The organism is Pseudomonas sp. FW300-N2F2, from assembly GCF_017351655.1.
GTDB lineage: Bacteria > Pseudomonadota > Gammaproteobacteria > Pseudomonadales > Pseudomonadaceae > Aquipseudomonas > Aquipseudomonas fluorescens_AA.
Map to the genome: position 1 here is coordinate 817,552 of NZ_JACNDQ010000004.1, position 20,049 is coordinate 837,600.

At 57.8% G+C, this 20,049-nt stretch carries 18 protein-coding genes and 1 tRNA gene; 4 read left to right on the forward strand and 15 right to left on the reverse strand.

Going from position 1 to position 20,049, the window contains the following annotated elements; translation table 11 throughout:
• Window positions 1-1,446: 1,446 nt before the first annotated feature.
• Window positions 1,447-1,686: a hypothetical protein gene (locus J4E63_RS30310; RefSeq protein ID WP_207284163.1), complete on the reverse strand. Its 240-nt coding sequence runs from the start codon at window positions 1,684-1,686 to the stop codon at window positions 1,447-1,449.
• A gap of 236 nt (window positions 1,687-1,922) precedes the next feature.
• Between J4E63_RS30310 and J4E63_RS30315 the strand changes: the two genes are divergently transcribed.
• On the forward strand, window positions 1,923-2,117 hold the full coding sequence (locus J4E63_RS30315) for an antitoxin VbhA family protein (RefSeq protein WP_207284164.1): 195 nt from the start codon (window positions 1,923-1,925) through the stop codon (window positions 2,115-2,117).
• A gap of 282 nt (window positions 2,118-2,399) precedes the next feature.
• On the opposite strand, the gene J4E63_RS30320 is transcribed toward J4E63_RS30315, so the two are convergent.
• The 12 genes from J4E63_RS30320 to rpsU form a co-directional block, all read right to left on the reverse strand.
• On the reverse strand, window positions 2,400-3,452 hold the full coding sequence (locus tag J4E63_RS30320; RefSeq protein WP_207284165.1) for a type IV secretion system protein: 1,053 nt from the start codon (window positions 3,450-3,452) through the stop codon (window positions 2,400-2,402).
• Window position 3,453: 1 nt separating this feature from the next.
• Window positions 3,454-3,714 carry an EexN family lipoprotein gene (locus tag J4E63_RS30325; RefSeq protein WP_137271043.1) on the reverse strand — a complete coding sequence of 87 codons (261 nt, stop codon included), beginning with the start codon at window positions 3,712-3,714 and terminating at the stop codon, window positions 3,454-3,456.
• Window positions 3,711-4,145: a hypothetical protein gene (locus tag J4E63_RS30330; RefSeq protein ID WP_137271042.1), complete on the reverse strand. Its 435-nt coding sequence runs from the start codon at window positions 4,143-4,145 to the stop codon at window positions 3,711-3,713. The genes J4E63_RS30325 and J4E63_RS30330 overlap by 4 nt, the downstream gene beginning before the upstream one ends.
• A 10-nt stretch (window positions 4,146-4,155) precedes the next feature.
• The gene (gene virB5, locus J4E63_RS30335; RefSeq protein ID WP_207284166.1) at window positions 4,156-4,887 is read right to left on the reverse strand and encodes a P-type DNA transfer protein VirB5; all 732 of its coding nucleotides are present in this window, start codon (window positions 4,885-4,887) and stop codon (window positions 4,156-4,158) included.
• The gene (locus tag J4E63_RS30340; RefSeq protein WP_207284167.1) at window positions 4,884-5,711 is read right to left on the reverse strand and encodes a helix-turn-helix domain-containing protein; all 828 of its coding nucleotides are present in this window, start codon (window positions 5,709-5,711) and stop codon (window positions 4,884-4,886) included. Before J4E63_RS30340 ends, virB5 begins: the two co-directional genes overlap by 4 nt.
• Window positions 5,712-5,713: 2 nt before the next feature.
• On the reverse strand, window positions 5,714-5,944 hold the full coding sequence (locus tag J4E63_RS31055; protein ID WP_259334272.1) for a plasmid-related protein: 231 nt from the start codon (window positions 5,942-5,944) through the stop codon (window positions 5,714-5,716).
• A gap of 239 nt (window positions 5,945-6,183) precedes the next feature.
• On the reverse strand, window positions 6,184-7,254 hold the full coding sequence (locus tag J4E63_RS30345; protein ID WP_207284168.1) for a site-specific integrase: 1,071 nt from the start codon (window positions 7,252-7,254) through the stop codon (window positions 6,184-6,186).
• Between the two features lie 126 nt (window positions 7,255-7,380).
• Window positions 7,381-7,457 (reverse strand) — tRNA-Ile (locus J4E63_RS30350).
• A 15-nt stretch (window positions 7,458-7,472) separates the two neighbouring features.
• Window positions 7,473-11,216 (reverse strand): bifunctional diguanylate cyclase/phosphodiesterase, encoded by a 3,744-nt coding sequence (locus J4E63_RS30355; protein ID WP_207284169.1) that lies wholly within the window; start codon window positions 11,214-11,216, stop codon window positions 7,473-7,475.
• A gap of 126 nt (window positions 11,217-11,342) precedes the next feature.
• Window positions 11,343-13,190, reverse strand: coding sequence for an RNA polymerase sigma factor RpoD (gene rpoD / locus J4E63_RS30360; protein ID WP_207284170.1), 1,848 nt, complete (start codon window positions 13,188-13,190; stop codon window positions 11,343-11,345).
• 67 nt (window positions 13,191-13,257) lie between these two features.
• On the reverse strand, window positions 13,258-15,216 hold the full coding sequence (gene dnaG / locus J4E63_RS30365) for a DNA primase (RefSeq protein WP_207284171.1): 1,959 nt from the start codon (window positions 15,214-15,216) through the stop codon (window positions 13,258-13,260).
• 478 nt (window positions 15,217-15,694) lie between these two features.
• Window positions 15,695-15,910, reverse strand: a complete 216-nt coding sequence (rpsU, locus tag J4E63_RS30370) for a 30S ribosomal protein S21 (RefSeq protein WP_002551877.1) — start codon at window positions 15,908-15,910, stop codon at window positions 15,695-15,697.
• 199 nt (window positions 15,911-16,109) lie between these two features.
• Between rpsU and tsaD the strand changes: the two genes are divergently transcribed.
• On the forward strand, window positions 16,110-17,135 hold the full coding sequence (gene tsaD / locus J4E63_RS30375) for a tRNA (adenosine(37)-N6)-threonylcarbamoyltransferase complex transferase subunit TsaD (protein WP_207284172.1): 1,026 nt from the start codon (window positions 16,110-16,112) through the stop codon (window positions 17,133-17,135).
• An 8-nt stretch (window positions 17,136-17,143) separates the two neighbouring features.
• Here the strand turns inward: tsaD and plsY are convergent, their stop codons facing one another.
• On the reverse strand, window positions 17,144-17,713 hold the full coding sequence (plsY, locus tag J4E63_RS30380) for a glycerol-3-phosphate 1-O-acyltransferase PlsY (RefSeq protein WP_207284173.1): 570 nt from the start codon (window positions 17,711-17,713) through the stop codon (window positions 17,144-17,146).
• 74 nt (window positions 17,714-17,787) lie between these two features.
• On the opposite strand from plsY, the gene folB reads away from it, so the two are divergent.
• Both folB and folK read left to right on the forward strand, forming a co-directional pair.
• A complete protein-coding gene (folB, locus tag J4E63_RS30385; RefSeq protein WP_039590767.1) occupies window positions 17,788-18,141 on the forward strand; it encodes a dihydroneopterin aldolase in 354 nt (117 codons plus the stop codon).
• The gene (gene folK / locus J4E63_RS30390) at window positions 18,132-18,650 is read left to right on the forward strand and encodes a 2-amino-4-hydroxy-6-hydroxymethyldihydropteridine diphosphokinase (RefSeq protein WP_192264117.1); all 519 of its coding nucleotides are present in this window, start codon (window positions 18,132-18,134) and stop codon (window positions 18,648-18,650) included. Before folB ends, folK begins: the two co-directional genes overlap by 10 nt.
• 139 nt (window positions 18,651-18,789) lie before the next feature.
• On the opposite strand, the gene J4E63_RS30395 is transcribed toward folK, so the two are convergent.
• Window positions 18,790-20,016, reverse strand: coding sequence for a multifunctional CCA addition/repair protein (locus J4E63_RS30395; RefSeq protein WP_207284174.1), 1,227 nt, complete (start codon window positions 20,014-20,016; stop codon window positions 18,790-18,792).
• Window positions 20,017-20,049: the final 33 nt, after the last annotated feature.

A 20,049-nucleotide genomic window follows, 5' to 3' on the forward strand; every position in this document is an offset into this window, starting at 1 on the left:
TTGATAGGTTGAGCCTAGTTTCTGTAAGTTTTAAAAATATATGAGAATAAATGCTCTGCTAGTTTGAAGTGTATATGGAGTAAATTCGCTTGGTAGGATCCCTTAAATTCCTGGGTGTGTTTTTTGTGAGGCGTGCGAGCTATTTGTTAATTTCGTAGGGGGCATAGTTCTGAAGGTGTAGTCGAGCGGGAAAGACTGTCTGTTCAACCGTCCTCGGGTCTGATCTGAATCCGAGTTGGCCGATCACTATCTCGATAGGCTGTTTGAGTGTCTAAATTCTGGTTTCATCATAGTGTCCACAGCCAAGAAATGTTCGTATTTTTAGCATCAAGTGTCGCTAGGTGCCTCCCCGATTTGAAATACAAAGCTCGGTTTATATTGATTGTTCATTGAAGTTGCCAAAGGAGTCCTAGCTTTACCTCGTGGTAGACGTGGTTTATCGCGCAAGGCTTTTCAGTAATCCTTGTACCGTTCAGGTACTAGGTTGACTTTGAAATCTTAGCTTTCCCGACACCTAACTAGGCCCGTCAATCCGCAAGTTTCCACAGTACTTTATCGAAATTACCGGGGTAGTTTACCGGCGACTAGCCTATCCTGCCTTAGCCCTCTGTAGCGCCTGCACATTGTGTTTTTTCGTCATGACGAAATTTTCGCCGGTAATGAGAGAAGCGGTTTTGCTCACTCAGAATGAGCCTGTATGACGAAGTCACGGCGTCTTGCCTATCCTGCACTAGTCCATCTACGCGTTTGCTACCTTGGTTATGAGGAGAGAGCAGAACGATTGAGACTGCCTTAGGTGGTAGACCGGGTGTAGTGGATGTCACATTCCCGGCGAACGCCTATCCTGCACTAGCCCATCAGACGTAGTTTTTTAGTATGACTAAGGTTTTGACAGCCTCGTACGAATCACTGGGAACGGGCCAGAGGAGGATGGTGATTCAAATATCGTGCTTGGGGGCTGGGCGACCGTTGTGTGGCACACAATGCCGGCGTTTGCCTATCCTGCAATAGCCCTCTCAGGCCTCCGATCCTTAGTCATGACGAAGGAATGCCGAGCTTGGGAAAAGAAACGTGGTTTTGCAGAGTGCGAACGAGAAATGCCGAGTGAGTTGTGAAGCAAAAATGGAATGGGTCAGGCTGCGCGCCCTTCGGGCTTGCCCAAAAGGGGCGCAGCCCCTCTGGACTCTCCGCCCTCGCCGGTAGCAGGGTTGCAGGAGGAAAAAACTCTCCTGCAACCCCGCCCGAAGGGTGGGGGCACTCCATCGGCATCAAGGGTACGCTTCGCCGGCATCCTCGCCCGGTCCACTCGCTACGCTCGCGGCTGCGGCCTCCGGTTCCGCCCTTGACCCCGATTACAGCCAGAAAGCGTTTGAGACTCTGGAAACGGCATTTTCCAACCATCCCGATGCGCTCTTCGCCAGTTCAAAGGGCTCGAACGGGTAGGAATTAATGCGCCTGTCCGACTCTTCGGACAGCTTCTCTTAAATCATCGAGGAATCGGATGGTCATGTCTGGGCCAACCTGGCTAACCGAAAATTGGACGACTAGTTGTCCAAGTCCTGCCATCAAGATCTGCGCAGGAATGCCGGGATTCTCATTTGCAAAGCGCTCCATTACGTCAACCATCTGATTTTGCAGTTCAGTGGCTTTGTCGCGCATAGCAAGTGAGAGCTTTGATGATGTCATGGGTTTTCTCCAAGAGGATCGAAAGAAAGGTGCGCGTTACTATCGAGCCCGGGTCCCTTCTCGAAAATTTCGTCATGACGAAATTTTTAGCTGTGATTTGGACCGTTCGCAGCCGTCGGAGGCATTGATACTAGATGGTGTCTTTGCTCGATCGACCCAGTTTCGTCACGAAATCGTTTTGTGCTGGCTTACCAGGTAAAATTTAAATCATATGGATTGCATGGTAGGGCTGGCTGATGGACAAAAATCATCATCCCCAAATTTCTGATGCTGAACGGCGGCGCAGAGAGGAGGCGGTGAACTACGCACGCTCGTCCGTTGGCTTAGAGGGCTTCCAGCTCAGCAAGGCCGACGAGAAACGCGCAAGGCGTTTCGTCGATGGAGAAATTGATTTGACTGAGTTCGTGGAATGTCGCGGTGGGGCAGGCTAGGAACCGTAGGTCACTTCCCACGACAGAGCTAGCGCTGGATGTTGATCGTGCGCCGGAATCGGCGTCAAGGGCGGGACCGGAGGCCGCAGCCGCGAGCGTAGCGAGTGGACCGGGCGAGGATGCCGGCGAAGCGTACCCTTGATGCTGATGGAGTGCTCATACCCTCAGGGCAGGGATGCAGGGGCGCTTTACTCCCTGCACCCCTGCCTCCCGGCGAGGGCAGGTGTCCAGAGGGGCAGCGCCCCTTTGGGTAAGCCCGTAGGGTGCGCAGCGGTAATGACTTCAATTACCTTTAACGGAGCCACCCGTTGCGGGGCCCCAGTTCTTCCCAAGGTTTTGCAAGACGTGCTGACGGTAGGCCGGATTCCAAACTGTATTGCCTGCCACCATGTGGTTGGTGCGACCTGCTGTGACCATCATCCCGGACTGCATATCACGCCGCGTCGTTTTCGGATTGACAACATTCCCAACGGCATCAGCCATGTTGCGGAAGGTAACGGCTCCGAACGAAATACCTCCGGCCAGCGATGAGCCCAGCCCGCTCGTTTTCTTAAGTGCAAAGAAGATGAGGAGGGCTGTCGCCAGGATCTGGAAAAAAGAGGTGATGGGATTGTCATCGCCTACGACGATTACCTGATCAAATAGGTGTTTGAAGAGAGCAACTCCGACAGTGACAACAACCATTGCGATGGCGATTTCCAGAGCGAATGAAAGCGCTTGCTGAAGCCATCGGTCGAACCACTGGGCAGTGACGGGGAACATGAGTGCAGCGATGAATATCGGACCGATTCCTAGCAGCACACCCAGGCCAAGCTTGGCCAGGATTATGGTTGCTGCGGCCGGCAGATGGATCAGAAACACTGCCAGCGCCATCAGGAGCGCGTTTAGGGCATCCCAGAACATCTGTCCCAGCTCATAGAATTCCCGTTTTGCCGCTTTGCCGAGCATGTCATAAGCAACGTTGAGCCCTTTGTTCATCGATTCGTCCAGCACCTGATAGATATTGGTGGAGTGCGCATTCGATGTGGACACAATGTTGGCTAGACCACTTTCTAATCCGTGAATCGCCGATACTACCGTTGCTGTATAGGAATCTGCCGTCATGCAAAAAGCAGCGATGATGCTGATCTTGATGCATTGTTTGAGGAACGTTGGAAAAGGCGCTTCCATCGCGCCGGAGCTGATCGCATAGCCTGTCAACGTGATGTAGAGAGTGACGCAGGTAAGTATCGTCAACTGAAAACCCAAAATCACATTCGATGCCGTTTGCGAAACGAAGGTGTTCAGCATCGCGTCCAGGCTTCCGCCGATCCATTGAAATACGGTCCACTCCATGTCACTGGCCTCCTTTCAGTGGATTGGATGGGACCAACCTGGGGTAGTCCCGTTTATCGACCGCTAGATGATTGGCCGCGGTTTTGGCGTTGATACAGTTCGGCGTCGTTGCCAGTTCGCCCGGATTTTCCTCACACTTGAGGATCATGCCTTTACGTTCCGCATCGTGATTCTTGTACCAGTCAACGGTTTGAACTGGTGTGCTTTCGCCGCAGCCGGCCAGGATGACTGCGACCGCGAGAACGAAGGAGACCTTTTTCATTTCTTCACTCCCGATGTAATGGGCTGCGGCATTGCGCGCAGGGCATGCGCTACCTCGGCTGCCGTAATGATGTGTCGAGCTGCAAGAAATCGGAGTGCGGATTCAGCTATGCCGGCATGAGTGGGGTTGGTGAATCGTTCGCGACCGTTGAAGTAGCCCATACCCACCGCTGCGATACTTGAAATGACCGCATAGAAGCAGCACTCCCAGCTTTCGAATCCTCTGGTGGGCAGGTCAAGCCAGTCATAAGCAGCCCAGAAAATAACCAGTGAGGCCCAGAAGGTTCCAATCACGTCGAAATTGAAAACCTGCCACTCCATGCGATAGGCGGCCTTGAGTTTTCCGAAGCGGCGCACGGCCAGCCAAAAGCTGATAATCAAGCTCGCGTAAAAGCTCGCGACGGCAATGGAAAGAACATAAAAAATTGGCATTGCATTCACCTTACTGGTCAAGTGGGTTGAAGGTTTGCAATCTCGAATACCCGCGCTTATCGACGAGCTGTGCATTGATTTCTCGCTGTTGTTGCCTCTGCAAGCGGTCCTCTGCTTCGGCCACCATCTGGTACATCTGAAGCTTGGTTTGCTCGTTTTGAATCATCGCTTGCTCGGCCGAAATCCGACCTTGTAGCTCTGCGATAGCCTTGGGATCTGGGGTGTCGTTGATCTTCCCCATCAACTGATCGATCTGCCTCAAGCGGCCTTTGGCTGCGTCGTAAGCGTCCAGGGCGAAAGCCTTGTCTTGCGAAGGTTTTACCGCCTGGGCTTGGCATGAAGTTCTCTGTTGGGTTGTCATGAACTGCGAGCAGGCGTCGTAGACTTTTCTGTCGTTGTAGATCTGAGCCGCCCTTCTACTCAAGCCGGCATAGCCGCCACTCTGTACTGAGTCGTAAACCTGCTGCCAGTCTTGCGGCAAGTAATCGCGAAGAGCCGGGTTATTCATGATGGTGCCTAGGCCGCGCGATCCGGTGATCGACTGGTATTGCTGCTTCATCTGGTCAATTTGCGAAGTCATTTGCTCGACTTGCTGTGCCCAGCGCGCTGTGTTGGACGCGAATTCGGCCATGGTCATTGGCGAGTCACTTGCCTGGGTTGTCACCGTTACGGGAATTTGAGCGCTGACGGTCGACGATATGGCAACGCCGAAAATCAGAATTAGCGAAAAATGATGGTTCATGATTGCCGCTCCTTTTGTTGAGGTAGAGGGGCTCGGGACGTATTTTCCGAACTGTCGACGGTGCTCCTTTTGCCGAGTAACGCTTTGATTTCCCGCATGTGATGTTCGGCGTGTTGAGGCGAATTTGAGAGGGATTTAGGTGGTTCTTGTGTCTGAGTCTGTTTGATCCTGCGTTTAGCGATATCAGGGCCAAGTTTCGGTTTGAAATGCCCGGCCCGATACCGCATAGCGACCGCTGAGAGCCAATATTCAGGGCGGTTACGCTTTTCAATGGCATCTATCGCCATCGCCCCAGATAACTCGTCCAAAAGCATCTGGGCCGCATCATTCGGAATCCCCTCCAGGACTCGGCCAATAGAGTCCCTCGAATGCCTGGTCAGTCCTTTTGGATAAACCAAGCCAGTTACATTGAGGGTATCTGACCGTACGTTTTGTTTTAATTTGGTTTTCTTTAGTAGTTCAAGGCCCGACACCTGCTTGGCGTCGGCGGGTGACAGTTGGCTGTCATCCCCCCCTGTCAGATGTATGTCATAGGGGGGTGACACAGCTGTGACGTTCTTGTCTACGTTAATAAAATTAAAATTGCTAGTTTGCGAGCCGTCAGTTCTGAAGCGCGGGTTCGATGAGATGAGTCCGGTTTCACGGTACTTTTTCAGAACTCGCTGCACTGTTCTTGGCGAAACGCCGCATTTGGCAGCTATTAGTTTCACACTTGCAAAACAAGGATCCTGTTCATTTTCGCATTTGGCGATAAACGTCAGGATGAGTTTGTCTTGCACAGGTAGCGGCTGGTTAAACACCCATTCTATCGTGCTGTAGCTCATGCTCAGGCCTGTAGCGCTGGGGTGTCGAGAGATAGCGCTTGACTGACTTGCAAGGTGCGGAAGTAAACACGGCGCCCAACTCGCACCATTGTAGGGTTTAATTTTCGAGAGACATCTGTGTTTGAGTATAGGGCTACTCGAACACCATCTGGAGAACGCCCCAGGAGTGAGGCTAGGTCCGCTATGCTCATTAGCGGGCCGAATCGATCCAGCATGTATTCTTCTGTTGTCATTTGTAAGTCCACCTAAGTTATGAGTAGGTGGACGTATTCTTCGGCTTGATTTCTATTTGGTCAAACGTAACTACAGCCAAGTTCTGACCATGCTCATCTATTGATGATTTCCAAAATTAGATATCGGCATATTCCAAAACATACTGTTTTGGTTAGTTGTGCTGGATTTTTGCTTTTTATTTCTTTATAGGTCAAAGAGTTGCAGATTTTATTGGGTATCTATTTTTGATAGATAATATTCATCGGGTTTTTAAGGCTTTTATTCGGTCGAGCCTCCCAACTAAGTCTTCAGCTCGAAGGTGCGTATAGCGTTTAAGCATCTGCATGGATTTATGACCGCTGATAGCGGACACCTCCTGATCCGAAAGCCCCCCTTCGACGAATCGACTAACCGCCTCATGTCGTAAGTCGTGAAAGCGCAAGTCAGGCATTCCGAACTTCTTTTTGAGCACTCCCCAGATTTTGGTAAACGCATAGGGACGTCGTTTTCCGTCTTTCCCAGGCTCGCCGAAGAATACAAGATCGCAATCCTGTGGCCGGGTAGGGTTCTCAAGTGCGGCCTGGAAAGTCACCGTTGCCAGCCTGCTTAGAGGAACAGTACGTGCGCTGTCGTTCTTGGTATCTGAGAGGCGGACCACGCGTCTTTTGAGATCGATTTGGTGGCGACGTAGGCCTGTGATTTCCGAAGAGCGCATTCCCGTTTCCAGAGCGATACGGACGATCCACCCAAGCATGGGGTTGCTGTGGTTGTTCACGGCTGCCAGTAGTCGTCGTTCCTCCTCTGGGGATAGACGACGGTCACGACCTTCGCCTGGGCTCGGCTTACGAATATTGAGCACAGGGTTAAAGGTTAGTCCAAGGCCCCACTCTTGAATCGCAACCGTGAACAGGTGGCTCAGCAAAGCCAGCTCCAGCCGCACGGTATTGTTACTCGTGGAATTGCCGCGGTTGGTGAGTGAGCCCAGTCGGGTGTCGCGATAGTTGGCGATCACTTCGGACGATAACGCCGCGAGGGAATACTTCCCCAGGTGCCGTATCAGTTGCTGCGCCTTGGTTGCTTCCGCTCTCTGCGTTGTGGGCTTCTTGGTAGGGCTCACTTCACGTAGGTATTGCTGGAGCGCCTTTTCGAGCGTCAGCCGCTCGGAGCCGCTGCGTTGGATGTACACGCCGCGCACCATTTCGTCTTCGGTGCGTCGTGACCAGTCTTCGGCGTCGCGTTTGGTGCGGAAGGTTTTGGCGTTGGTAGGCCATCCGGTTTTGCGGATGACGGCCTTCCAGGTGCCGGCAGGGGTTTTAACGATTGTGGCCATCTGAAGGACTCCAAAGGCGTGCAAGCGAAGCCGCACTGTACCTAATTTGTACCTTTGGACCATAGGACTGTATCTGTGATGGTTCCGCCAGAAACGCGAAAGCCGCGCAATGCGCGGCTTTGGAGTTGGTGGGCCCACACGGACTTGAACCGTGGACCAAAGGATTATGAGTCCTCTGCTCTAACCAACTGAGCTATAGGCCCTCAGTAGGTCGCGGATTATAGCGACGGTTTCTCGGCTGTGCTATCCGAAAAATCCGATACGGCCACACGAAGAAACGTTGCGGCAAACTCGTCGGCGCACAGGGGCAGGCTGACGATGTAGCCCTGGATCTGTTCGCAACCTTCTTCGGCCAGGAATTGTTGCTGGGCCAGGGTTTCGACGCCCTCGGCGATGATGGTGAATTGCATGCTGCGGCCCAGCGCGATGATTGCCCGCACGATGGCCACGTCGTGTGGGTCGTCGGGCAGGCCGCGGACGAAGGACTGGTCGATCTTGAGTATGTCCAGTGGCAGGCGCTTGAGGTAGCTCAGGGAGGAATAGCCCGTGCCAAAGTCGTCGATGGCCAGTTGCACGCCGAGGTTCTTCAACTGGTGCAGCACCGTCAGGGCCTCTTCGGCCTGGCTCATGATGAAGTTCTCGGTAATTTCCAGTTGCAATAAGTCGGACCGGAGCTGGTGTTCGCGCAGCAGTTGTTCGATACGCCCCAGCAGGTTGGGCTGGCGCAGTTGGGCGCCGGCCAGGTTGACCGACAGGGGGCCGAGGCTTTCGTAGGTGCTGTTCCATTCGCACAGTTGCCGGCAGGCGCGTTCCAGTACCCAGTCGCCAATTTGCAGAATCATGCCGTTTTCTTCCGCCAACGGGATGAAGTGTTCGGGGGGAACGTCGCCAAATGTCGGGTGATACCAGCGAATCAGCGCCTCGGCCCCCACCAGGCGATTGTCGGCGAGGCTGATTTTCGGTTGGAAGGACAGTGACAGCTCGTTGCGTTCAATCGCTCGGCGCAGCTCGTGTTCCAGGGCCACGCGCTCGCTCGCCTGGGCGGTGAGGTCGCGGGTGTAGCTTTCCACCCGGTTACGCCCCTTGGCCTTGGAGCGGTACATCGCTGCGTCGGCGTTCTTGACCAGCGTGGCGACGTCGCAGCCATCCTGGGGGTAGAGGCTGGTGCCGATACTGGCGCTGATGAAGAACTCATGCTCGCCGGCCTGGAACGGTGCGGTAAAGCAGTTCAACAGCTTCTGGGCGATGTGCTCGGCATCGCTGGGCTGTTGCAGGCCTGGCAGCAGGATAATGAATTCGTCGCCGCCCAGGCGCGCCACGGTGTCGATGTCACGCAACTGCTCGCGCAAGCGCACGGCAATGCCCTTGAGCAGCAGGTCGCCGACCGGGTGCCCGAGGCTGTCATTGATATGCTTGAAACGGTCCAGGTCCAGAAACAGCACGGCTCCCTGGCCGCCGTTTTCCTGCTGGCCGTTGAGAGCTGCCAGCAAGCGGCTTTCGAACAGCGTGCGATTGGGCAGGCCCGTCAGCGGGTCGTGGTGAGCCTGGTAATCGAGCCGGGCCTGGGCGTGCTTGAGGCTGGAGATATCGGCGAAGACCGCGACGAAATGGGTGATCTGTCGGCCCCGATTGCGCACCGCGCTGATGGTCAGCCAACTGGGGTACAGCTCGCCGTTCTTGCGTCGGTTGGAGATCTCTCCCTGCCAGTGTCCCTCGGCCGTCAACTGGTGCCACATCGCCGCGTAAAACGCGCTGTCATGCAGGCCGGAAGCCAACAACCGAGGCGTATGGCCCAAGGCTTCGGTTTCGCTGTAGCCGGTGATCTCGGTGAAGGCCCGGTTCACGGCGCTGATGTGCTGTTGCGTATCGGTGATCAGCACGCCTTCGGCAGTGCTTTCGAACACGGTGGCGGCCTGTTGCAGTTTTTCCTGCATCAGGTGGCGTTCGGTGATATCCCGGGCGATGGTCAGCATGCAGTCTTCGTTGCCGATGGGCAGTGGGCGGCTGGATACTTCGCAGAGCCGTATCTGCCCGTCGTTGCGACGGATATGGCAGCTGAAATCCCTGACGAAGCCGTCCCGTTTCAGCAGGTCGAGCATCTGCTTGCGCTCGTTGAGATTGACCCAGATACCCAGGTCCAGAGTGGAGCGGTCTACCGACAGGGCGCTGTTGAAACCGGTAATGCGGCTGAACCCTTCGTTGACCTCAATCAGCAAGCCGTCGCTCTGCCGTGACAGCAGCAGGCCATCGGGCGAGGCGTGGAACGCTTTGGCGAACTTCTCTTCGGATGTCTGCAGTTGCTGCTGGGTTTCCTTGAGCTGGCTGATGTCCCGTACCACCACGACCAGGGCTGGCGTCGTGTCGAGGTCGAAGGGTTCAGCGGAGATCAGCCCGGTGAACACCTGGCCGTTGCTGCGGCGAAAGGGCATTTCCAGGTTGCGAATGCTGCCGGCCTGCAAACGCTGCAACAGGCTCGGCCCCACGCCTTGGATGCCCCAGATATTCAGTTCGGTTGCGTTGTGCCCCACCACTTCTGCGGCACTCAGGCCGATCTGCTCTTCGAACGCCTTGTTGACCTCCAGAAGGCAACCGTCCAACAGTCGTGCAATCACCAGGATGTCCGGGCACTGGCGGAACACCGAGGCAAATTTCTGTTCCGAAAGGCGCAGTGCTTCCTCGGTGCGCTTGGCTTCGCTGATATCGATCATCAATCCACGTATCAGCGGCTCATGCCCGTGTTCGATCAGGCTGACAATGTCGCGTACCCACAGGCAGCGACCATCGGCCGTGATAACCCGGTAATCGATGCAGTGATCGCGACCCGCCAGCAGTTCATTGTCGCAGTAGGTCTGGGCGCGGATCAGGTCGGCCGGATGAATGATGGTGCGCCAGAAACCTGGGACCAGCCAATGGGAGAGGGGATAACCCAACAGGTCTTCGGCGTGAGGCGACACGTAGCTGTAGGTGAAATCGCTGACCCTTGCCTCCCAGGCAATGGCCGACAGGCTCTCCACCAGCCCACGGTAATGGTATTCGCTGCTGCGCAACTCCTGCTCAAGTTCGACGCGGCGGGCGATTTCCGAGCTGAGCCGGCGATTGATGCGAATCACCACCGCCAGTATGCCAATCAGGAGCAGCAACGCAGGCAGGCCGTAAAACAGTAAGTCTGACCAGAGCTGGCGATAGTCGTGCACATTGCCGATCCACTTCTGCTGGATCTCGGCGACTTCGGCCGGGTTCATATCTGCCAGGACTTTGTCCAGGATGCCCACCAATACCTTGTTGTCCCGAGGGACGGCCATTGCCAGTTGATAGCGATAAGGCGTTTCCCCGCTGACATAAAGGCCTTCGAGCTTGAGTTGGCGCAGGCTCCAGACACTGGAAGCCAGATCGCCAACCACCGCGTCCACTTCATCGGTTGCCAGTGCTTGCAGGGCTGAACTGACGTTGGGCAGCGCCACCAGGTTCAGGTCGGGATGATGGTTGCGCAGCAATTCATGAGGCGCGTAGTTCTCCACCACAGCGATTTTCAGCCCATACAGCTCCTTGAGGTTCTGGGGCTGGGCGCCACCGCGATGGGCCAGGATGACAATGGGGAAATCCAGGTAGGGACGGGTAAATGCCAGGTAATTCTGGCGCTCCGGAGTGGACATGATGCCAGGCAATAGGTCGATCTTGCCCTGTACGACCTGCTCCAGCACAGCAGTCCAGCTGGCCGGCTCGATGGGCGTGAGTCTGACGGCCAGTCGTTCACGGATGATCTCGATGTAGTCGGCGGCCAGGCCCTGATAGCGGCCTTGATCGTCGCGAAACTCAAACGGCGGCCATGAGGCGTCGACACCCAGGCGCAGATCGGGGTGGTCCTTGAGCCAGCGGAGCTCCTCATCGGTGAGCGTCAACGCGCCAGCTGTTGCGGTCCAGGTGATCAATGACAGCAAAAGCGCGGCCGTCAGTCTGGGCATCACTGTCTCGTCATGGCTTGGGGAGGATGTTTCGAGTGTAGACGGGCAACAGGGGGTGGGGAGCGTAACGAAGGGGATTTTATCTGCATATAACAAAACCCCCGGCAGGGCCGGGGGTTTTGAAGGTCACTCGTCGAGGAAGGAGCGCAGATGCTCGCTTCGCGTCGGGTGGCGCAGTTTGCGCAACGCCTTGGCTTCGATCTGGCGAATCCGCTCACGGGTTACATCGAACTGCTTACCGACTTCCTCAAGGGTGTGGTCGGTATTCATGTCGATGCCGAAGCGCATGCGCAGTACCTTGGCTTCACGGGCAGTGAGGCCGGAGAGTACTTCGCGAGTCGCTTCCTTGAGACTCTCGACAGTGGCGACATCGATCGGAGACTGCATGGTGGAGTCTTCGATGAAGTCCCCCAGATGAGAGTCTTCGTCATCGCCGATCGGGGTTTCCATGGAGATCGGCTCTTTGGCGATCTTCAATACCTTGCGGATCTTGTCCTCAGGCATTTCCATGCGTTCGCCCAGCTCTTCCGGCGTCGGTTCGCGACCCATTTCCTGCAGCATCTGCCGGGAAATGCGGTTGAGCTTGTTGATTGTCTCGATCATGTGCACCGGGATACGGATGGTGCGGGCCTGGTCGGCGATCGAGCGAGTGATCGCCTGACGGATCCACCAGGTGGCATAAGTCGAGAACTTGTAGCCGCGACGGTATTCGAACTTGTCCACCGCCTTCATCAGGCCGATGTTGCCTTCCTGGATCAGGTCGAGGAATTGCAGGCCGCGGTTGGTGTACTTCTTGGCGATGGAGATCACCAGACGCAAGTTCGCTTCGACCATCTCTTTCTTCGCGCGACGGGCCTTGGCCTCGCCGATCGACATGCGACGGTTGATGTCCTTGATCTCGGCGATGCTCAGGCCAGTCTCGGTCTCCAGCGCACTGAGCTTCTGCTGGCAACGAATGATGTCCGGCTGCAGGCGGGCAATGGCTTCAGCGTATTTGCTCTTGCCCTTGGCCAGTGCATCGGTCCAGCTTTCGTCGACTTCGTTGCCCGGGAACTGGCGCAGGAAATCAGCGCGTGGCATGCGGGCATCACGCACGCAAAGCTGCATGATCGCGCGCTCTTGCTGACGCAAGCGATCCAGGGCACTGCGAACACGCTCGACCAGGCCTTCGAATTGCTTCGGCACCAGTTTGATCGGCATGAACAACTCGGCCAGCGCCAACAGCTCGGCAATCGCCTGCTTGTTGTTGCGGCCGTGCTTCTTCAGCGCCTTGCGGGTGATTTCCATCTGGTCGGCCACGGCGCCGAAACGCTGTGCGGCGATGACCGGATCCGGACCGCTTTCGGCTTCTTCCTCGTCGTCGCTCGCTTCGGCGTCGTCGTCATCGGTGTCGTCGTCGGCCTTGACGGCTTTCGCATCGATCGGCGGCGGCACTTCGGCGGCAGGCGGCGCAATGCCGTCGTCCGGGTCGATATAGCCGCTCAGGACGTCGGACAGGCGGCCACCTTCGGTGGTGACGCGGGTGTACTCGGAGAGAATATGGTCAACCGTGCCAGGGAAGTGCGCGATTGCGCCCATCACTTCACGGATGCCTTCTTCAATACGCTTGGCGATTTCGATTTCGCCTTCACGTGTGAGGAGCTCTACCGTACCCATTTCACGCATGTACATGCGCACGGGGTCCGTGGTGCGACCAATGTCGGTCTCGACCGCTGCCAACGCTGCGGCCGCTTCTTCAGCGGCCGCCTCGTCGGTATCGGCGTCGGCCAGCATAAGGGCATCCTTATCTGGAGCAACCTCGAATACGTTGATCCCCATGTCGTTGATCATGCGGATGATGTCTTCCACCTGTTCCGGATCTGAAATATCCTCCGGCAGGTGGTCGTTGACCTCCGCGTAAGTCAGGTAGCCCTGCTCACGACCCAATAGGATCAACTCTTTGATACGAGACTGCTGTTGCGCTTTTCCGGACATAACACCCTATCCACTGAAGGTCTTGGCGGGCAAAAAACAAGCCGAGGATTATACCTGAGCTGTGACCTCACGCGCCAGTTGAGGTCGGGTTTGATGCGCAAACATTGCGGCTGAGTAAGTCGCGCAATTGGTTTTTCTCTTCGCTGGTCAACTCGCTCTGGCGAGCTTTTCGCAGAAGTTGTTCCAGGTTTCGCTCGCGTTGGCGGGCGGACAAGCTAGTAATGGTGTCGAAAAACTGTTGTTCAAGGTTGTCTCCATCAATCAGCCATTCCTTCTCGGCCAAGGCCTTCAAGAGGCGTCCCTGCTCGGTACCGTGCCACCGTGCGATCAACTGGAAAGAGTTTAGCTTGGGGTTCTTCTGCACGGCTTCAAGGAGAGCGACCAGCAATTGCGTATTGCTGTGGTCCTCGGCGGCGAAGTGCCCTGCGTCCTCTACTTTCTCCGCCAGTTGCGGGTGATGCAGCAAGGTGCGCAAGGCGGCCAGTGTTGGGGGTTCGACGGCGGCCGGCACGCGCGGGGCACGTGGCTGGTCGCGATCGCCGCGCTTGCCGTTCTTGTCCCAGGGTTTCTTGTCCCATTTCTTGCCGCCGCTGCCGGGTTTTTTCGGCGTCCATTCCTGCTGGGAGGCGTAATCCTGCTGGGGTTGATGATAGTCGGCGAAATCCGGCATCGCGTCGTAATCGATGCCTGGGTCATACGCCGGCGGCGCCTCCTGGGGGGCGCTGTGCACCAGTTGATTGACCGCTTCGCTGTTGAGCCCGGTGATCTCGGTCAGGCGCTGGCGCATGAGCGTGCGCAGATTGGCGCCGGGCACCTTGTCGATCAGCGGCGCCGCGAGGGTGGCCATGTGGGCCTTGCCTTCGAGGGAGCGTGGATCGGCTTCTTCGGTCAATTGCTGGAAAAAATAGTCGGCCAACGGTTGTGCGTGCTGGTTGATCCGTGCACGGAACGCGTCGGTGCCTTCGGAGCGCACCAGGGTGTCCGGGTCCTCGCCCTCGGGCAGGAACAGGAAGCGTGCCCGCCGGCCGTCCTGCAGGCACGGCAAGGTGGCTTCCAGTGCGCGCCAGGCGGCGTTGCGACCGGCCTGGTCGCCGTCGAAGCAGAACAGCACGTTGGGCACGACGCGAAACAGGCGCTTCATGTGCTCTTCGCTGGTGGCTGTGCCCAGGGTCGCGACGGCGTTGCGCAGGCCTTGCTGGGCCAGGGCTATCACGTCCATGTAGCCCTCGACGACGATGATTTCGTCGAGGCTGCGGTTGTTCTTGCGCGCTTCGTACAGGCCGTAGAGTTCCTGGCCCTTATGGAACACTGGGGTTTCCGGGGAGTTCAGGTACTTCGGCTTGTCATCGCCCAGCACCCGGCCGCCAAAGGCGATGATCCGCCCGCGCGTGTCGCGGATCGGAAACATGACCCTGTCGCGAAAGCGGTCGTAGCGCTTGCCGGTTTCGGCGTTTTCGATCAGCAGGCCTGCGTCGATCATGGCGCGCTGCTGCAGTGTGTCGCTGCTTAGATGCTTGTACAGGTTGTCCCAGCCGGGCGGGGCGAAGCCGAGGCCGAAATCCCGGGCGATTTCGCCAGTCAGGCCGCGGCCCTTGAGGTAATCCACTGCGGCCTTGCGCGCCGGGTGGCTCTTGAGGGCCTGGCGATAGAAATCGGCCGCCGCCGTCAGCAGTGGGTAGAGCGGTGAGTCGGTCGGTTGGCGCGGCTTGTGCGGTCGACCGCTTTCCTCGCGGGGGATTTCCATGCCGGCGGCTTTGGCCAGTTCTTCGACGGCCTGGGGGAAGTCCAGGTTGTCGTGGTCCATGATGAAGCCGAGGGCATTGCCGCCCGCGCCGCAACCGAAGCAATAGTAGAACTGCTTGTCGGGGCTGACGCTGAAAGAGGGCGTTTTCTCTTTGTGAAACGGGCAGCAGGCCGTGTAGTTCTTGCCTGCTTTCTTCATTTGCAGGCGAGAGCTGACCACGTCGACGATGTCGGTGCGGTTCAGGAGGTCGTCAATAAAGCTCTGGGGAATCAGCCCGGCCATGGCGTTCTCATCATCACTGCGCGAAATATGGACCCGAAATCGGCAGGCGTAACCGGGTCTGGGTTTGAGACACGCTGAATCGGTGGCTCGACCGGGTCGTCTGCATCATCGCTGTCGGGAAGTGTATCTGCCGATAATCCACTGACGTTAATAACTATCAGTATTCGACTGTTTGAATGTGTTGCGCTGAGTCCGGTAACGGCCGGTCAGGCCTCGGATAGCTCATGAAGCGGGCACGCAGGCAGGTGCCTTGGGCTGATCGTCGTTAGAGGAATCAGGGTGTGCTCGTCGGTAGCCTTGGAAGGCTCGTCAGGAAAGACGTGCACCGCTGGCAAAAGAGCCAGGTCTGACGCGGTGAAGCGGTTGTCTTGGTCGCGTCTGCGACTTTGACGGTGAAGCATCAAGCGTTATTCCGCAAATGCCATAAGCCCGGCTTGAAGGCCGGGCTTGGCAGAAGCTTGCTACGGACGTCTGTGTATTAGTACAGACGTACGGCGCGGCGCTGTTCGCGCTGAACTTTCTTGGCGTGACGCTTAACAGCGGCTGCTGCCTTGCGCTTACGCTCAGAAGTCGGCTTCTCGTAGAATTCGCGGCTACGAACTTCAGCCAGAACACCGGCTTTTTCGCAGGAGCGCTTGAAACGACGCAGAGCTACGTCGAAGGGTTCGTTCTCTTTTACTTTGACGGCTGGCATCCAGAGCTACCTTCATTCATTACCGGGGTCAACATCCTCGCGGCAAAAGAGCACTTGAAGACGTCGGTTTTTAAGGGTTGCGGATGTTAACCCCTCAACGCTCGGAATGCAAAGCCTCTGATCGAAAACCGCTGGTCGGGGCACAACGCGACGACTATTATGCGCGCCTTCGAATTCAGCCTCTACAAGGCGCAAACCCATGCTAGTACTGGGATTAGAAACCTCCTGCGACGAAACCGGTGTCGCACTTTACGACAGTGAGCGCGGCCTGCTGGCCGATGCGCTGTTCAGCCAGATCGACCTGCACCGCGCCTACGGCGGGGTGGTGCCCGAACTGGCCTCCCGCGATCACGTCAAGCGCATGCTGCCCTTGATCCGCCAGGTCCTGGCCGAAGCCGGCTGCATGCCGACCGAGATCGACGGCATCGCCTACACCGCCGGCCCGGGGCTGGTGGGCGCGTTGCTGGTTGGCGCTTCCTGTGCCCAGGCGCTGGCCTTTGCCTGGGGTATTCCGGCCCTGGGCGTGCATCACATGGAAGGCCACTTGCTGGCGCCGATGCTGGAGGCGCAACCGCCACAATTCCCGTTCGTCGCTTTGTTGGTATCGGGTGGCCATACACAGCTCATCCGGGTCGATGGCATCGGCCAATACGAGCTGCTCGGCGAAACCCTCGACGATGCCGCCGGCGAAGCATTCGACAAGACGGCGAAAATGATGGGGCTCAATTATCCCGGTGGGCCGGAAATTTCCCGGCTTGCAAGCCAAGGGGTCGATGGGCGCTTCGTGTTCCCGCGACCGATGTGCGACCGCCCCGGCCTGGATTTCAGTTTCAGCGGGTTGAAGACCTTCGCCCTGAACACCTGGCAGCAGTGCGTCAGCGCCGGGGACGACAGTGAGCAAGCCCGTTGCGACATCTCGCTGGCGTTCCAGCAGGCCGTGGTGGAGACTTTGACCATCAAGTGCAAGCGTGCCCTGAAACAGGCCGGGCTCAAGCGCCTGGTGATCGCCGGGGGCGTGAGTGCGAACAAGGCCTTGCGCACATCGCTGGAGAAAATGCTCGGTGACATGAAGGGCGACGTTTACTACGCCCGGCCGGAGTTCTGCACAGATAACGGCGCGATGATTGCCTTTGCCGGCTGCCAGCGTTTGCAGGCGGGCCAGCAGGAAAGCCTGGCAATCAGCGTGCAGGCGCGCTGGCCCATGGAGCAGTTGGTCCCCCTGTGAAACGGCATTTAAAAATGCCGTTCGCGCCCGGCGAACAGGTCGCGTAGATTGCCCCGGTGGCGCCAGACGATCAGTGCAACCAGCATGGTCATTGGCAGCAAGGCTGCCGGTTCCTGCCAGGCCAGCAATGGCAGGGTCAACGGCGTGGCGATCAGCGCGGCCAGGGAGCTGGTGCGGGTCAGGTAGAACGTCAGCAGCCAGGCGCAGACAGCCAGCAGGGCGGCGGGGGGGTACAGGCCCAGCAGCATGCCGGCGGCGGTGGCGACGCCCTTGCCGCCACGGAAGCGGAAGTACAGCGGGAACAAGTGGCCGATGACGGCGCAGACGCCGATCCAGGCCTGTTGCTGCAACGAGAGCCCTGCAAGGCTGGCGATCAATACCGGGACAAGGCCTTTGCAGAGGTCGCCCAGCAGGGTCAGGATGGCGAGTTTGCGTCCGGCCAGGCGCAGCATGTTGGTGGCGCCGGCATTGCCTGAGCCACTCATTCGCGGATCCGGGCGACCGGTCAGGCGGCTGAGCAAAATGGCGAAGGAGAGCGAGCCGAGCAGGTAGGCGAGAATCGCCAGTAACCAAAACATGCTAACTATTCCGGGCGAGGACGCCCTGATTCTAACGGGGCATCGCGCCCTTGTCGTGCTGCGGAGAAGAGTGCTTGGACAGAGTGTTTATCGAGGGCCTGGAAGTCGACACGGTAATCGGTGCCTACGACTGGGAGCGAGGTATCCGACAGTGCCTGCGGCTTGACCTGAGCTTCGCCTGGGACAACCGCCCGGCTGCCGCGGGCGACGACCTGACCCTGGCACTCGACTATGCCAGCGTGTCGTCGCGCATCCAGGCGTTTGCCGAGCAGGCGCAGTTCCAGTTGGTCGAGACCTTCGCCGAACGACTGGCCCAGGAGCTGATGGACGAGTTCAAGATCACCTGGTTGCGTCTGAAAGTGACCAAGCCTGGCGCCGTACCGGCGGCCAGCGGCGTTGGCGTGGAGATCGAGCGCGGATGTCGCTGACTCAGGTTTTTCTCGGGCTCGGCAGCAATATCGAGCGCGAAACCCATTTGTGCGCCGGTCTTGAGGCCTTGGCCGGTTTCCTCGTGGACATGCGCTGTTCGGCCGTGTTCGAGAGCCAGCCAGTGGGGATCAAGAGCGGGCCGTTCTTCAATTTTGTCGTCTCGGCCTTCACGGACCTGCCGCTGATGGAGTTGGATCGTCGCCTCAAGTTCATCGAGGCGGACAACGGTCGTTATGCGCCAGACCGCAAGGGCCTGCCACTGGATATCGACGTGTTGTTGTATGGCGAACAGGTCGGCAACTTCGATGGGCTGATCCTGCCGCGTGCGGAAATCCTCAAGAACGCCTTCGTCCTGTGGCCTTTGTCGTTGATCGCGCCGGATCGGATTCATCCCGGTGTAGGCAAAAGCTTCGCTACCTTGTGGGACGAGTCGCAGATTGATCAGGTGCTGGCGCCGGTGGCTTTCGAGTGGCGCGGCCAGCAGCTTACGCCGTCCAGCCTGTTGTGAGGCGCCTGCCGCCATCGCGAGCAAGCTCGCTCCCACAGAGGATTTCAGTCGAATACGAGACATGCGTCCACTGAGAGTCACTGTGGGAGCGAGCTTGCTCGCGATGACGGTGGGCACTCCACCGCAAATGTAAACTGACTCAGCTCGCCGCTTCCTTATAGGCCTTCAATGCCTTGAGCCGCTCACGCTTGATCGCCTCACCCAGCTCCGGCCCCTTGAAGCCTTTCTCCAGCAAAGGCTGCACCGCCACTGCGCGGGCCGCTGCTGCGGCGCCCCGCAGATAATCAGCCTGTGGATAACTTCGCTGCTCAAGCCCCTTGCGCCCCCGCGCATCCATTTCGCAGGCCGCGATGAATTCCTCGAAGCGCTGGGGCCGACGGTACACATCAAAACTTTGTAGCAGCTCAAGCAGAGTAGATGCCTTCAGTTCAAGCGCGCGATGACCATGGGTATGGTATTGGCCCACCAATAACGCCAGTTCCTGACAGTCGCGCGGCGCCTTGAAGCGCTCGTTTACGACTTTGATCAGCTTCAAGCCCGTGTGCTCATGGGCGATGTGTCGCGGCCATTCGTGCTGGGGCGTCAGGCCTTTACCCAGGTCATGGAGCAGGCAGGCCCAGCGGACCGTTAGTGGCTGTTGATGCAGTGCCGCTTGTTCCAACACGCTCAGGGTATGGACGCCGGTATCGATTTCCGGGTGATGGGCTTCAGGTTGTGGCACGCCAAACAGCGCGTCGACTTCGGGCATCAAGACCTTGAGGGCTGTGCAGTCGCGCAAGACCTGAATAAATACCTGTGGTTGCTTTTCCATGAGGGCGCGGGAGATTTCTTTCCAGCTGCGCTCAGCCGTCAACGCCTCCAGTTCGCCGGACTCGCTGAGCTGGCGCATCAGCTCAAGGGTTTCGCCCGCCACCTTGAAACCCAGCGGCGCATAACGCGCGGCAAAGCGGGCAACTCGCAGGACTCGGAGCGGATCTTCGGCGAAAGCGGGGGAAACGTGACGCAGCACCCGGGCTTCGAGATCGCGCTGGCCGTGGTGCGGATCGGTCAGGTTGCCATGGTCATCTTCAGCCATGGCGTTGATGGTCAAGTCCCGGCGGACCAGGTCTTCTTCCAGAGTGACTTCAGGACTGGCATGGAACACGAAGCCGCCATAGCCGCGGCCGCTTTTGCGCTCGGTGCGGGCGAGGGCGTATTCCTCTCCGGTCTTCGGGTCGAGGAATACCGGAAAGTCGGCCCCCACGGGGCGAAAACCCTTGGCGAGCATTTCCTCGGCGGTGGCTCCCACGACGACCCGATCGACGTCGGTGATGGGAATGCCCAGCAGGCGATCGCGTACGGCGCCGCCAACTTTATAGATCTGCATAAAAAACCTCCGTTGGTCCGACAGGATAACCTT

Excerpts from the sequence above, each read along its gene's own strand:
- rpoD (WP_207284170.1), bottom strand. The coding sequence starts at position 13,190 with ATGTCCGGAAAAGCGCAACAGCAGTCTCGTATCAAAGAGTTGATCCTA.
- dnaG (WP_207284171.1), bottom strand. The coding sequence starts at position 15,216 with ATGGCCGGGCTGATTCCCCAGAGCTTTATTGACGACCTCCTGAACCGC.
- tsaD (WP_207284172.1), top strand. The coding sequence starts at position 16,110 with ATGCTAGTACTGGGATTAGAAACCTCCTGCGACGAAACCGGTGTCGCA.
- rpsU (WP_002551877.1), bottom strand. The coding sequence starts at position 15,910 with ATGCCAGCCGTCAAAGTAAAAGAGAACGAACCCTTCGACGTAGCTCTG.
- folK (WP_192264117.1), top strand. The coding sequence starts at position 18,132 with ATGTCGCTGACTCAGGTTTTTCTCGGGCTCGGCAGCAATATCGAGCGC.
- J4E63_RS30325 (WP_137271043.1), bottom strand. The coding sequence starts at position 3,714 with ATGAAAAAGGTCTCCTTCGTTCTCGCGGTCGCAGTCATCCTGGCCGGC.
- plsY (WP_207284173.1), bottom strand. The coding sequence starts at position 17,713 with ATGTTTTGGTTACTGGCGATTCTCGCCTACCTGCTCGGCTCGCTCTCC.
- J4E63_RS30330 (WP_137271042.1), bottom strand. The coding sequence starts at position 4,145 with ATGCCAATTTTTTATGTTCTTTCCATTGCCGTCGCGAGCTTTTACGCG.
- J4E63_RS30315 (WP_207284164.1), top strand. The coding sequence starts at position 1,923 with ATGGACAAAAATCATCATCCCCAAATTTCTGATGCTGAACGGCGGCGC.
- J4E63_RS30345 (WP_207284168.1), bottom strand. The coding sequence starts at position 7,254 with ATGGCCACAATCGTTAAAACCCCTGCCGGCACCTGGAAGGCCGTCATC.
- J4E63_RS30355 (WP_207284169.1), bottom strand. The coding sequence starts at position 11,216 with ATGCCCAGACTGACGGCCGCGCTTTTGCTGTCATTGATCACCTGGACC.
- J4E63_RS30395 (WP_207284174.1), bottom strand. The coding sequence starts at position 20,016 with ATGCAGATCTATAAAGTTGGCGGCGCCGTACGCGATCGCCTGCTGGGC.
- J4E63_RS30340 (WP_207284167.1), bottom strand. The coding sequence starts at position 5,711 with ATGAGCTACAGCACGATAGAATGGGTGTTTAACCAGCCGCTACCTGTG.
- virB5 (WP_207284166.1), bottom strand. The coding sequence starts at position 4,887 with ATGAACCATCATTTTTCGCTAATTCTGATTTTCGGCGTTGCCATATCG.
- J4E63_RS31055 (WP_259334272.1), bottom strand. The coding sequence starts at position 5,944 with ATGACAACAGAAGAATACATGCTGGATCGATTCGGCCCGCTAATGAGC.
- J4E63_RS30310 (WP_207284163.1), bottom strand. The coding sequence starts at position 1,686 with ATGACATCATCAAAGCTCTCACTTGCTATGCGCGACAAAGCCACTGAA.
- J4E63_RS30320 (WP_207284165.1), bottom strand. The coding sequence starts at position 3,452 with ATGGAGTGGACCGTATTTCAATGGATCGGCGGAAGCCTGGACGCGATG.